A 14,222-nucleotide genomic window follows, 5' to 3' on the forward strand; every position below is an offset into this window, starting at 1 on the left:
ATCGATGCCGATATCTGTATCCCAATGCCCTTATAGCTAATCAGGCCTTGTGATATTTAATATTTGATATTTCCCCGAAGGGAGATGGACAGGTTGATTATCCAATCCTGCTCTGTCCACCCTTGTTGCCAGTATTACTTACGCTTTACTGGTCTTGTTTGTGCTAATGCACTTCCAGCTACGGACTTTGATGTCTTGCTGTAACGACCATCACGAAGAACTTTGCTTGCTTTCGAAGCAACTGCCTTGGATGTTTGCTTTGAGTTCTTAGCCATTGCCAATCACCTCACTTTCATTTCGTTTTGAAGATTTATATCAGTTTTACGAGATTTTCTTCACAATCTCATATCAAAACTTGAGAAGTGTAGATTTTTTCATATTTTTCTGATATAATATTGAGAAAGTGTTGATGCGATAGGTCTAAACATTTCCACGTCTTATCTCAATCTTCACTTATAAACCTATAGTGGCTAAGGTTTCCGTCAACAGGCTAACTCCCTGTTTTCGTCTTTCTAAGCTTTCTAAGGTTACTAAATAAAGGAGGTTGTAAGGATGGCCCCAACAAAGGTGCCTTATCTTTGCGGAGGAATACTATTTTCATTAATTCTTCAGGCGAGAAAAACACGAATAAAAGCAAGAGATAAATTTAATAGTGGGTCTGACGGACTGAAAGACACTGATGTAATGATGGAATTGGTCAAGGTAGTTACAGGCGATAGTTTCGAATCAGCACAAGGTGGTACTTTCGGAAAATGCACTACGCAGTTTAAGACCTGCCAAGATTACGGGAGTACCTATATCCCTTTTACTGACCCCTCTGTCATAAGTTCATACACTTCTTCCATAAAACAAAAAGACCCTGACCTTCTAAATAGAATGTCAGAGTTCATAAACAGATTTATAAATGAAATGCGTTCTGAGTGGCTTGTAAAATCTCTTATCGAGGTAATTCAGAATGATGCCGAAATCGACAAAAACACTCTCTTTGATATTGCTCTAAATAAAAGCGTCACAAAGGAAAATTTGAATAATATTACAGATGTTGAACTTCCAGTATTCTTGCTTTCAGTATTGCACTTTGTCATCACACAAAGACCTGATAACACAAAAGGCCGTGCAACATTTGAAAAATGGCATACCCAGAGCGGAAAGAAATCACCTTGGAAGTTTGTGTCTTCTGTTGGTACTACAAATGAGAGAAGTTTTGTCGTAAAAACAACCATTGAAGGTGCAAATACCTCTAACACCTCCCCTACAGATGATGTTGTTGAAGTAATTAAATCTGAAAATAAACTTAAAACTCCAAAAGCAAGAATTGAGGATAAGATTCTTGCTTCCGGAAAAGCTGCAGCTGATGCTTGGGGAAAAGTAATGGAAACTTTGGCTGATGATATGGAAAAAGGTCAAGCAGATCAACCCGAAAAACCAAGGCTTGTCATAAATAAATTAAGTGAGAATGACACCCTTTTTCTAAAAAGATTTAGAAAAGGTGCAAAACCTTTATTCAAATACTGTATTGATAACGACCCATCTGCAGAAGCAACGGACTTATTCCTTTCAGATAACATTACAGATTTTATCAATAGTTGGAAATTTGAATATCGAGAAATTGAAGATTATGCCTTTCGAACTTTAGTAAAGGATGCAATGGATATTTTAAGTGAATACACTTACTATCTTTCAGATCAATTTCTTCGCTTGATTCCCGGAAGAAACATCTTGTGGTTTAGAAACGAATCATGGGAGGAAGGCGAACAACTAAGAAAAGTTCTTCAGCCAGAGTCGTACAGACTACGATGTGAAATAAGAGATTTATATCTTCGCTTGTATCCTCTTCCAGAGGAAGATACTAAAGCCGAAAACACAACCATCATTCAGCAACAGACAAATGTTGTTCAAAACGGAGATAACAACATTAATCTGACCAATAACGGAACGATAGACATCAAATTATAGGAGGATGGCAAATGAATAAAAATAATAATTCAATAATCAACAGCCCTGCTCCACCATCGATACAGCAAACAGGTCAGAATAATGTTAATGTAACAAACCTTCCAGGAGGAAATGTCAATCTTGTTCAAAACTCACCTATTGAATACGATGAGAATGGCGTTCCATATACTCCTGTCAATCATGTTCGTTTTGATAGTCAAAACAGCATTATTTATTTAGGAAATGAGCAGGTATCTATACCTGTTGAACTGGTACAGCCTGGATTACTCAACCCGGAAGAGCTGCCATATGTAAACGCCCTATGCGATGTGTATGCAGAAAAACTAGGAAAAGCTGCTGGAGATATTACTCCTGATATGATTCCTACCCTTTCTAAAAATTTACAACGTCACTATTCCTCACAAAGGAAAGCTTACTACCAAGCAGAATATGTAAAGCACGTTGCAAGAGAAACATTTGCAGATGGAGATTCACAGTTTACAGCATTAAAAGAAGATGCTTACGCAGGCATCGAAGATACATATTATGACGAAGATCATGCAACAGGATATGACAGACTTAAAGCTGTCCTTGATAGGATTACTACAATTTCGCTTACTAAATCTGCCCTAATTAACGTTGTTGGTCTTATTGGAAATCTTGAAAAGAAAGGCATTTGCCACATCCTGGTAAATGACGAGAAGATAAAATCGTGGGTAGATATTGATGAATGAGATATTTAACTCATCCTTTGAAACGGGTCTTCGTGTTTTATTAGTTCTATCTTCTATCCAACCCAAAGCTGCAACGGTTGACCGTATTGCAGCGTATGATTTCATAACAATCTATGGTAGAGATTTTGGTGCATCCCATATAAATCTACATGGAGATAGTAACTATAACTTTAGTGAACTGGCATCAAAAAGAGCCAGCTGTAACGAAGGAATAAAAGAATTTGTTCTGAGTGGTTTGATTTCTATAAGGCACTCAGAAGAAGGATTCACATACTTTCTTAATGATAAAGGGAAAAATTATGTGGATTCACTATCATCCGACTATGCAACACAATACCTCGAAATAGCCAAAGAGGTACACAAGAAATTTGCAGAATCTTCGGATGAAGAAATCGTAAAGCTTATAAATTGCAAAGCAATTAAAGATTTAAGGAGGAAGGCATGAGCAAGTTTTATATAACAAAAGTCCTTGCTAAAGGCAGTGGCAAAACCGACTCCTTTGTCGAACTTCAACCCGGTCTGAACTTAATCCAGGGCCGTTCTAACACTGGTAAAACCTGCATCATCAAATGCATAGACTTCTGCTTCGGTGGAAAGAACAAACCTTTCGATGACAGTTTAGGATATACAACAATTGAACTAAGCCTGCATACCCCAAAGGGCAATATTCAGATTACTCGTTCATTTGGTAAAAACAAAGTTGAAGTTGTTACCAATGTTCCCGGATATGATAGTTGTACTTATGATTTAAAGTTCAACCCAAAGAAAAAGGAGCCTGCTCCATTATTAGGAGATTTATTATTGGCATCCATAGGTATTGAGGATGGACAATATATTTATAGGAACAAATATTTTGACACACAGAAAATGAGCTGGAGAACTATTCTCCCCCTTCTTCTTTTCAATGTAACAGATATAGTAAAGGAAACATCTGTAATTGAGCCGACTCAAGGAACAGAAAAAACTGCATTTTTATCATCATTGCTCTTACTCATATATGGTAAAGAGTTTGCAAATATAGATTCTAAGACAAAAAAGGAAATTCGTGTAGCAAGAAAAAAAGCAGTTGAAGAATATGTAAACAAAAAAATAGTTGCAATATCAGAAAAGAAAAAAAATCTCGAAGAACAACTTGCTCTTTTTGATGGTATCGATGTAGAAGAAAAAATGCAGGAAATCATCGATAGCATAAAAGCAACTGAAGAAAAAATATCGGCAGCAACTTCCACAAGTAAAGAGATACTTGGACAGATATTGGAACTTCAAGAGCAAGCAGCTGAATGCAATCTTCTGCAAGGAAGATATGCTACCCTTCGAGGTCAGTATGTTTCAGACATAAAACGCCTCTCTTTTATCGTTAACGGAGAGGTAGAAAGGAAAAATGTCGCACACAATACCATCTGCCCATTTTGTGACGGAACCATTCCTGTCAAAAACAAAAGGTCCTATATAAAATCCGCTCAAGCAGAATTACATAGGATTACTAGCCAAATGAATGGTCTTGTTGAAACAGAAAAAGAGCTTCTTGCCGAAAAAGAAGATATCGCAGCACAACTCAAACAGCTTGAAACACAGCGTGACGATATAGAAAAAATCATCCAAGAGGAACTTCAACCACAGGCGGATTCTTTAAAGAAAATGCACGATGATTATCGTGTATATATTCAGATTCAGCACGAATTAAGTGTAATAGCGGATTTTGCAACAAGCTGGGAAACGGATTTAAGAGAACTTCCTAGCGAAGAAGAATCTGAATCAGAATATCATCCAAAAGAGCTACTGGATAAGGAGTTCCAAGAAAAAATAGATAAGTTGCTTAAAGACTCATTAACCGAATGCAGTTTTCCGAACTTAACGACTGCAAGATTTAATTTGTCAAGTTTTGATGTAGAAATCAATGGTCGTAAAAAGCAGAATTTCAATGGTCAAGGATACACATCTTTCCTGAATAGTATTATTGCAATGTCATTCAGACAGTACTTATCAGAGAACGCTGTATACGACCCTGGATTCCTCGTGATTGATACACCACTTCTTGGACTAGATCAAGGTATTTCAGATGTTTCCCCAGAAAGCATGAGGGCATCTTTGTACACATACTTTACTAATCATCAGGACTGTGGTCAGATTATTCTTCTCGATAATATGAAAGATGTACCTAATATAGATTTCAAATCTACAGGGACAAATATTATCACATTTACTAAAGGACTAGAGCCAGGACGCTACGGTTTCCTTATGGATGTAACGGATTAAATGGAGGTTAGACAATGCGAATCAGTTATAACAAATTATGGAAAATGTTAATCGACAAAGAAATGAATAAAAACGATTTAAAGGATGCTGCTGGAATCAGTGCAGCATCCATTGCCAAGTTAGGCAAAGGTGCAAATATTACTACGGATGTTCTATTGAAAATATGTGAATCTCTCGATTGTCGAATAGAGGACATATTAGAAACAGTTAAAGATTGAGGTGATGCAATGGACAGAAAAACTTCAGTAGAACTTACAAATATGTGCATGGTTTATGACAACAATGGAAATGTGCTTGTTGAAAAGAAAAATCTACCGGACGGATCAACGGGTCTTATCTTTCCTGGTGGCCATGTAGAAAGCAATGAATCTGTTGTTGATTCAATGATAAGAGAAATGTACGAAGAAACAGGTTTATCAATCAGCAACTTAGAATTTTGCGGCATAAAAGATTGGATTGAATTTGATCAATTTCGCTACATGGTATTTCTTTATAAAACTATTTCATTTGTTGGCTGCATCAAATCTTCATCAGAAGGAGAAATCTTTTGAATGCCGATAGATGAGTAAAAAAAAGGAAAACCTCTATGGCATCGTGGCTCACTTACGCCGGACAGGTAGCTCATTGGGGCGCAGATTATTCAGCATTTTTCCCTATCACTGAGATTGCTGCTTCGTACAACACGTATCGCAATCTTTTCCTTCCACGGTAACTGATCTGGCTTTCTCCGTTATGCTTTCCGGAATCATTGCTGACAATGGCATATCCGGCAAGTTTCTGCAACTGCTTTGGGTTGTCAAAACGTCCAATGTCACCCACCTCTGCCACAAATCCACACACCGTAGTGATACCTATTCCTTTGATCTCCAACAACGTGTCAATATATGGTATCTCTGCCAGAGCAGCTTCGATCGTCTGCATCAGATCATCCATCCTTTTGCTGTACATTTCATAATCGTTCAGCAAAAGCCGTAATTCTACTCTTGCCGCTTCCGGTGCTTCATGGTTGCCAACGCTATGCTCTGCTTTGTTTACCAGGGGCTTTGCCCTCTTTAATCCTACTGCTCTCAGCTTAGCATTCCGCCATATGATGCGGATTCACATACACTACGCGCATCCCCTGTTCCTGCAGGAACGCTCCGAGATTGAACCAATAATGCCCTGTCGGCTCCATGCCCGGTATCACCTTTTTCTTATGATGCCTTTCAGCAATCTCATCCATCCAAGCCATCTTTCAAAACACACTCTCCCTTATACTTATAAAGACTGTTTTAAGGTCTAACACCTATTTGTCTCAATAGACTTTCAATGAAATCACGAGCATACTTGCGTTTTAATTTACTGTGATTTGCTTGGTTGTAATAGTTTCTAAGGCAGTTATAGCAAGAAGTGTTTTCATCGCAACATTGTTGTGATACTTTCGCATATGCTGCATTTAAAGATGTTATTACAGCGTTCTTCTCAACCAGTCTCTTAACATGACCTGCTCCTCCTGGAACATTGTCATAGATCAAAATATCATAGCTATGCTGCTCTAGGTTCAGTTCAAGAACACCCTCTATGTCATTTCTCTCAATCCCAAGTCCAATACTTATTCCTTCAAGAAATGCATACATAAATGACAACGCAATCGCATAATCTTCCTTCGTAAAGGATCCTAACATAGGAATAGTAAATCGAGCTACATCTGTTTGGAATCTATGTCCAAGCTTAATTTGAGTAAGTTCTTCACAAGAGCAATCAAATTGCCTGTAATTCTTGTGTTTCTTTAATGATGTAGGTGTAATTACTTTTCCTTTTACCATGTCGCTATATCCACATACTGGACACATATTGAATGATGACTTGTTCATGACAAGGAGCTCGTCATTGGTGCTTGTCTCAATGGTAATAGCATTTGATAAAGAAACAACATTCTCATCCTTTATACCACCACCAAGATATGATACTTCACCAGCATATGACCTTTTTGGCTTCGCACGAGTACTTTCTTTCGTGATACCAGTTTTAAATCCGTTTACTGGTTCAATATAAAATTCTTGTACCACTGTACCAAGAGGTTCTCCACAATACTTGCACTCATTTCCAGTTCTTGTACTTACAGACACATTTATCTTTTTACAATTAGGACAAGTGCAGAAATAATTTCGTGGATATTCTCCTGTTTTAGGTAAGGAAATATACTTTGAAGTATATTTTTTGCCATCAACAATGATTTCTGAATCCGGAGCATATTCTGATATCGCAATTTTTAAATCGCGACTCAAATCATAGCTATTATCCAGAATACCTTCTTTATATATTTGCAATTCAACAACATCAACCGGGAAGCCATATTTAGGAATGACACAGTACTTTGAAAGTGAATCAATTACCTTTTCCTTATGCAAATTCTCAATTTGTCTTTGATAATAATCTGCTTCCTTATAGTTTTCTTCTGTTACAGCTTCCTTTTTCGCCTTCTCATACTCTTCTGCAATGGATTTAATTGTTGAAACAAAATGCTCCATCTTTTCATCATTGCCTTCGATTTCGTCAAACCATTTAAAGTTGTGATAATCTCGATATACATCCCCAGGGAGTATTTTCTCGTTGATATAGGTATTCAAATCACTCGGATGACTCGAAATATAGCTTTTAAATTCCTCTAATGCTTTTCCAAAGACTAATTCATCAATACTTCTGAAATAATCTGGGTGTATTCTAAAGAAGAATCCTAAACATGTAGCCATCAAATGGCGAACGATTATCTTATGATTTACTACATTAAAATATGGTGGCTTAATGACACCAGAAATCATTTTTTCCGGACTACAGAAGTATGTATAATCATGAGATCCAGTCCCACAGTATGTCAAAATGTATGCTGCACTATCTTTTCTTCTTCCTGCACGTCCTGCACGCTGTACATAATTCGCAGGTGATGGTGGTACATTTCGCATAAATACTGTTTCAAGGTTACCAATATCAATACCCATCTCAAAAGTTGTTGAACAACTTAAGATATTGATTTTTTTATTTTTAAAGTCTTGTTGATATTGCTTTGCCTTTTTTCGATCAAGCTGAGCAGTATGTTCCTTAACAACAATGCTTTCGATTTTCTTTGTCTTATATTGTCTTCTGTAATAATTCGTTGCAAGCGCCTCATCCGGATCTACTTCACTCAATGTGCCATCACATTTATCCTGAACACACTTATTATGGACATTATATGGAGTCAAACGACCACACTTAGAGCAAATATAGTATTTTGATGTCTTATAATTCTTAACTACATACTTACTTGCTTCAATTTGATAGCATTCCTTAGTTTCATGCTTCTTAAACAATTCACCCGCAACGGCCAAGTTGTTAAAAACAACCTCCAACAATGCTTTTGCTGATTCTTCGTCACAGTCACAAACTTTCTGAACATAACGAACAACCATATTACCCTTTCCCTTTACAGGTAAGAAACTTCTAACACCATTTATTGTCTTAGGGCAATTGAACATTACGTAGTTATCAAATCTTCTATATTCCAAAGCTTCCATCTTTTCATCTGGAGTTAATGTTGATTTGATCGAGTTTATGGCAGGTGCAACTTTGAATATACCAAATACAACCTGCATAATTGTTTCCAGGTCCTTCTTTGTAATGTTATATCCTCCAAATTCAGCTTCAACGTCTTCTTCGTCAACTTGAGACATGATGTCAGTTAGATCAACATCAAAGAAATACAATCCTAAACCTTCAGCATCATTCGAACCATCAACCTTTAATAGATCAACAAGTGTTGTAATCCAAGCATTTTTATGTGCACTTAAATCATTTTGAAATAAGTTACCTTCTTTAATCATTCCTGAAAGAGTTGCAGTAAGCTGATCTACAGAAATATTTCTATATTGATTATCTTTAATTACTTTCCAGATCAGTCTTTTCTGTAGCATTCTAACCTGGTTAGAATCCAAGAAAGCTGCTGAAAAGCTAGCTTGTTGACGACTATCGGAAAATGCCAAAAATTGCTTTACATTTGACGTCTCTGGTTCTGATTGAATGCTTTCTTTTCTCTTCAAAGATAGTTTACCAGTTTTCTTTTTAGTCTCCGTTCCATCATCAATTGCTTCATACAAAATCTGAGCAAGCAGTGCAGTTCCCTCATCTTTTCCTACATTCAAACTCTTAACAACACCTGCTCTTGCTTTGTGACCGCAGCAAGGGCACTGATTTATATTATTGAACGCCGTTTCTTCTCCATCCTTCTTTGATTGGAGAACTTTAAATATAGAATGTTGAAGGCTGTCTCCGCAATTACATCGGCGTGCATTTAAATTTCCTGCAACATGAATCGCACCACACTTTGAACAAACCTTATACTCTTCAAGGATATCGCGGTCAACTTCCTCTTCATTTAATTCATTGCTCAACAAGAAGTAATCAATGCTTACAAATTTGTTATTTCCATAGTTTTCATAAATATCAACTTCCTTGTTCTGATAGAGATAGTCAAGCCCATCACCTTCATTACGCTGAATCTTTCCGATTATGTATGGTGAATTACAATATCTACAGTTTCCAGCTTCGAAAGCCTTTAAATCACCAAGCATATTAGTTTTAGTAAGGCTTAATTGTGGATTGTTTCCAAGAGTGATGTATGCACCAGCTAATGGGCGCACAAAAGAATGGTATTTCAGATCAAAAATACCTATCCCGTCTTTTTCTGCCATGTTGATGAGATCAATCAAATCTATCAACTGTTCAGATGTTATTTGATTATTAAAGCTAGCAAGAATACTTTTAAAGCTCTTACTTCCATCTTTTAATGTTTCATATAGATGGAAAACGTTTCTATCACCTACAAACAATTCATACAGGTAACTCTTCAAGTCCATTGAATCTACGTTTTTGTATCTATTTCCAATGGTTCTAACCGTCTGTATATCATTCTTCGCTTTCTTTATTTCAGAATAATCCCCTGCATCAATCGTATAACTCAACTTCGAACTAGATAGTAAAATTCTTTTAGAGAAAATAATATCTTGAATATCAAAGCTTGCAGATGTAAGGCTTCTAGCAAAATTTACGATCTCGCTTTCAGATTTGCCTTGCTCACCCAACGTAGCACTGGTTAGAATAAAGCGTGGTTTATTTGAAGCCAATCCTGTCAATCTACGCATCAACAATGATAGTTCGATTCCCAATGAGCCATAATACGAATGTGCCTCATCAAGAACAACAAACTTCCAGTTATTTAACCTCTCTGGAGTAAAGATTGAATAATCATTTGGCCTGATCAATAAATATTCCAGCATAGAATAATGCGTGAACAGCAAATGTGGTGGATTCTTTCTAATTTCTTCTCTCGAAACCAATTCATTCTCAGGGATGAAAGTATTATTCTCTGCACCATATTTCTCACGATAATTCTTAGGAACGCTTTCTTCCGTTTCCCCTGTAAAGAATCCATACGTAATTTCAGGACACTGTGTGAGTATTTTTCTTACTCGATCAATCTGATCGTTTACAAGAGCATTCATTGGATATAAGAATATTGCTCTAACGCCAACTTCCATATTACCTTTTTCAACATCAGACATCAGTTCATTTAGAATTGGATACAAGAAACTCTCTGTCTTTCCTGAACCAGTACCCGTTGTAATAATTGCGCTTCGACCAGAGCAAATACGCCTAATACTCTCTTCCTGATGAGAATATAAAGGCCTCTCAAAATTCATATCTCCCAATCTACGAAATGATTTACATACTGCACCATCTGCAATCATTTCATCCAAGGACATTCCTCTTTTAAATGGCAAATTCAAATCGACATAAGGCCCCTTAAATAAATCTTCAACTTCCAATTGTTGCTCAAACAATTTTTGTAACTTTGGAGTTTTAAATTCAAAAGAAGACCTAAGATATTCTTTATACTGACTATTTATGTATTGAGATCGTTCAATAGGATTTCTCTTGCTCACACTGATTCAACTCCCTTCATATCGATATTGTAAGAAAAGATATCAACAGCTTTGCCATCGTCCAGCGAATTCATAATTCCATGATGATCGAAATCAAGCAACAGCCCATCTCCATCCTTAGTAAGAGATAATTCTATCATTCCATCTATAACATCACTGCAAATTTCAATATCAACGGGATTTATGTTATCCAACATAAACGCACCATTGTATGTTCTTACATATACTTCACCTATATATTCATTTCCACTTATCATTTCTTTAAAACAAACATATGTTGTATTAAAGTAATGTCGCTTTCTTAGAAACTCTCCTCTGACAAACTGATCAAAGTAAACTTCCTTAATTTTGAAGGATTTTCCTACAAAATCTTCTCTCGCATAAAAGACGATTGGAAATTCCTTTAAAATGCGTTCTTTTTTGAGCGAAAGTCCTCTCTCTTTTTCAAAGAAAATCACTTTATAGTTTATAAAAGATGATAAGTCATATACATTCTCTTGAACTTCTTTTTCCAAAGCAGAACTTGTATATACGACATTATCCTCATCATCAATTATCTTAAACCTAATATTCCCTTGTCCGTAAAAGCACGGCGTGACAACAAGAGCTTTGTCTTCATGACTATAAATAACTGTTGTTTTATCCTCATCAAGAATACATTTGTTGTAACACCAGATTCCCTCATGAAAGCGTTCTTCTGCAACCAACACTATTCCCACGCAATCATAATTCGACTTATATGACAGTAAGAAGCCTGCAGAGAATCTGCTAAACACTCCTTCATTCTTAAGCCCAGGTGCTTCTTCAATGATTTGACCAGCACTGGTTAGTAAACATATTTTGTCATATTTGCATCCATACAGATCAATTGAACTTTCCTGAGTAATATCACCGATCCAAATTTCTTGTGAAAATGGTCTCCAATCTCCATTATCAATCCTGTATAACGGAAATCGGAATGGAACATAATAAATATATTCCTGATTATTCCAATTTAACTTAATCCAGTCTTCTCTAAAATCCTGAATACATATCTCATCAAAAATTGGTTGTGACATCAAATCAGATTCCACAGAAACAATATATGAATTCTTGTTGTTCTCAACCTGTTCAACATGAAGGTTTTTATCTATAGCAAATTGAGTACGTAACACACTGATTCTTTTGCCAGAATGTAGCGCATTCACTCTTAGCTGATAAATTCCTGAATCTAAACAATCAAGTTTTAGCGAATACTTATTGATTCCTTTTCTTTCAACTGTAGAATGTTCAAAAGCATCCATTTTATACGAGCGCTGATTAATTTGGATTTCAAAACTACTGTCCGTAAACTCACTTTCAAAAACAAGGAATACCTCATCTTTAAATACTTCAAACTTGCAATCAGCCTGCGCAACGAAATATCCATCATATTTTTCACCAAACACACCAGGACGGATCATCTCAGAAAAATTGAAAACTTTATTATCGACAAGAACAGCATCTCCCAAGTGTGCACTATATGAAGATAGGCAATATGACTCTCCTGAAAAATACAAATGCAGCTTATCAACCTTACTCTTCGTACAGAAAACAGCTGTCCCGGAATAGTCTTTATTATTTGCCTGTTCCTGCCCTCTCTCATCAAATACAATGAAGTTACGATGCAATCTGGTTTTGCTCTCATAAATCACTTCATTTCCTGCTACCAACTGGTAAACAACTCTTCCAAGTGGATTAGAAATTTCAATTGCAGGATTCTTAATCTGATACCCACCAATGATTTCACGGATATCTTCTACATAATCATCATAAATGACCTTTTCCTCATTCCTAACAATGATTCTGATACTTCGATAATCATATATAGCTTTCACGCGATGAATCGGAGGAACTAAATAAACCATATTCCTATTCAAAACATATTCTGGTTCCCAACGCGATCTTAATTGTTCGGATTTGCTTCGATGTCCATACTCTTTTTCTCTATTAATTGTTGAAAGCCATTCTTCATATCCTCTTTTCAAATATGGATTGTAAAGAACGTTATCCTTGTCCCAAATATATTTATCAATCAATCTAACGATAATGATACTAAGCTTAATAACTGCATCGTTATATACAGGATTAGTAATCAGCTGCTTTGTTGATTTAATCAATTTATATGTTTTCTTCGTTACATTAACTTGAAGTTCGTCACTTTCAGAACGCATTACATTCTGCAATCCATCATAAACAAACCGAAACTCACCATATAAATCATCAGGCAAATCGCTATTAAAATTTAACTTATATATGTCGTAGATAAACTCAAAGAATGCTCCCAGATAATAGCTTGGAACAATAGATCCCGCTAATACCACATTGATAATACGAGTCTTTGTTCCTGTTACATCATCCTTTATTCTGTAATTATTTAATAATGTTCGAATAAGCCCTTCTACCTTTTGTTCTGAATACCGCTGGTACAAGTTCTTGTAAGTTTTTCTTACGGATTCATAAAAAGCTCCATCATAGTAGAGCATGCCAATTAAAACAAGAGACACAAATACAATTTCAGGATCATGGACATAGGTACCAGAATACGAATTTAACGCAATGCCCAGTTCCCTCTCTGCACGGTTATGAATAATATCTATTGCTTCAGCATTATCCAATAAATCAATCAAATCAATACCGAGATTTTTTCTTTCTTTGACACAGGTTTTTAAGTATCCTATTTTCGTTTCTATCTGCGCATCGTTTAATTTCTTTTTGAGTATTTCTAGAAGTGATTCTTGTTCCTCATGCGTAACAATCCCATCTTCTAGTATCCGATCTATTTTTTCACAGATGATTTTAGAAGGCTTATGATCACGAATGAAAGATTCATTAGTTCTCATCCATTCTTGCAAGCGACACACTTCTTTTTCGTTGATTTCATTGTCGCAAATAACACCTTCAATGATTCCATTAAGTTCATAAATCTTCGCAGAGGAATCAGTTTCAAGAGCTGTATATTGACTACAATTATCTATAAGCATTTCTCGTTCTTCATCTGTGATGATTCCATCTTCAAGCACTTGTTCTACCAGTGAAATTAATTGAGCTTGCCTAGGCTCGTAAGATAAGTTCTTGTTCTTGTTCACCCACGAAGACAATCCGGCTACCTCTAGCTTATTGATAATACCGTCGTAGCTAATGCCGTTTATTATTCCTATTAACTCATTTATGTTACGCATCATCAACTTGTGTGGTGTTTGCTCCAAAAACTACCACAGCTCTCCTTTCATCTAGTATCTGTAATGCAGAAAAGCTTCTGCAATCTAAACTTACAATACAAAACAAGGTATCCATTTATCAGGACTCACTGGTTTTTGAG

9 protein-coding genes and 1 pseudogene are annotated in these 14,222 nt (G+C 36.2%); 6 read left to right on the forward strand and 4 right to left on the reverse strand.

The window, feature by feature from the left end; translation table 11 throughout:
- Positions 1-134: 134 nt before the first annotated feature.
- Complete coding sequence (locus ACSAJE_RS06015; RefSeq protein WP_182448164.1) at positions 135-275, reverse strand: hypothetical protein; 141 nt, start codon at positions 273-275, stop codon at positions 135-137.
- Positions 276-552: 277 nt separating this feature from the next.
- Between ACSAJE_RS06015 and ACSAJE_RS06020 the strand changes: the two genes are divergently transcribed.
- Genes ACSAJE_RS06020 through ACSAJE_RS06045 form a run of 6 tightly spaced genes read left to right on the forward strand, consistent with a single transcriptional unit; the run spans position 553 to position 5,476 of the window.
- Entirely contained in the window at positions 553-1,956 is a 1,404-nt protein-coding gene (locus ACSAJE_RS06020) for a hypothetical protein (protein ID WP_118689863.1), read from the forward strand.
- 11 nt (positions 1,957-1,967) lie between these two features.
- A complete protein-coding gene (locus ACSAJE_RS06025) occupies positions 1,968-2,669 on the forward strand; it encodes an ABC-three component system protein (protein ID WP_118689864.1) in 702 nt (233 codons plus the stop codon).
- Complete coding sequence (locus tag ACSAJE_RS06030) at positions 2,662-3,114, forward strand: ABC-three component system middle component 2 (RefSeq protein WP_118689865.1); 453 nt, start codon at positions 2,662-2,664, stop codon at positions 3,112-3,114. Before ACSAJE_RS06025 ends, ACSAJE_RS06030 begins: the two co-directional genes overlap by 8 nt.
- Positions 3,111-4,925 (forward strand): AAA family ATPase, encoded by a 1,815-nt coding sequence (locus ACSAJE_RS06035; RefSeq protein WP_118689866.1) that lies wholly within the window; start codon positions 3,111-3,113, stop codon positions 4,923-4,925. Before ACSAJE_RS06030 ends, ACSAJE_RS06035 begins: the two co-directional genes overlap by 4 nt.
- 14 nt (positions 4,926-4,939) lie before the next feature.
- Complete coding sequence (locus ACSAJE_RS06040; RefSeq protein WP_118689867.1) at positions 4,940-5,143, forward strand: helix-turn-helix domain-containing protein; 204 nt, start codon at positions 4,940-4,942, stop codon at positions 5,141-5,143.
- A 9-nt stretch (positions 5,144-5,152) separates the two neighbouring features.
- A complete protein-coding gene (locus tag ACSAJE_RS06045) occupies positions 5,153-5,476 on the forward strand; it encodes an 8-oxo-dGTP diphosphatase (RefSeq protein WP_118689868.1) in 324 nt (107 codons plus the stop codon).
- A gap of 88 nt (positions 5,477-5,564) precedes the next feature.
- Here the strand turns inward: ACSAJE_RS06045 and ACSAJE_RS06050 are convergent.
- The 3 genes and pseudogenes from ACSAJE_RS06050 to ACSAJE_RS06060 form a co-directional block, all read right to left on the reverse strand.
- Positions 5,565-6,153, reverse strand: a pseudogene (locus tag ACSAJE_RS06050) (transposase); the annotation flags it as partial.
- Between the two features lie 43 nt (positions 6,154-6,196).
- Positions 6,197-10,882: a DEAD/DEAH box helicase gene (locus ACSAJE_RS06055; protein WP_118689869.1), complete on the reverse strand. Its 4,686-nt coding sequence runs from the start codon at positions 10,880-10,882 to the stop codon at positions 6,197-6,199.
- The gene (locus ACSAJE_RS06060; protein ID WP_458009957.1) at positions 10,879-14,109 is read right to left on the reverse strand and encodes a hypothetical protein; all 3,231 of its coding nucleotides are present in this window, start codon (positions 14,107-14,109) and stop codon (positions 10,879-10,881) included. Before ACSAJE_RS06060 ends, ACSAJE_RS06055 begins: the two co-directional genes overlap by 4 nt.
- Between the last annotated feature and the right edge of the window lie 113 nt (positions 14,110-14,222).

Source organism: Jutongia sp. SJQ-6, from assembly GCF_054161275.1.

Coding starts and splice junctions, on each gene's coding strand:
- ACSAJE_RS06045 (WP_118689868.1), top strand. CDS start 5,153: ATGGACAGAAAAACTTCAGTAGAACTTACAAATATGTGCATGGTTTAT.
- ACSAJE_RS06040 (WP_118689867.1), top strand. CDS start 4,940: ATGCGAATCAGTTATAACAAATTATGGAAAATGTTAATCGACAAAGAA.
- ACSAJE_RS06035 (WP_118689866.1), top strand. CDS start 3,111: ATGAGCAAGTTTTATATAACAAAAGTCCTTGCTAAAGGCAGTGGCAAA.
- ACSAJE_RS06025 (WP_118689864.1), top strand. CDS start 1,968: ATGAATAAAAATAATAATTCAATAATCAACAGCCCTGCTCCACCATCG.
- ACSAJE_RS06030 (WP_118689865.1), top strand. CDS start 2,662: ATGAATGAGATATTTAACTCATCCTTTGAAACGGGTCTTCGTGTTTTA.
- ACSAJE_RS06020 (WP_118689863.1), top strand. CDS start 553: ATGGCCCCAACAAAGGTGCCTTATCTTTGCGGAGGAATACTATTTTCA.
- ACSAJE_RS06015 (WP_182448164.1), bottom strand. CDS start 275: ATGGCTAAGAACTCAAAGCAAACATCCAAGGCAGTTGCTTCGAAAGCA.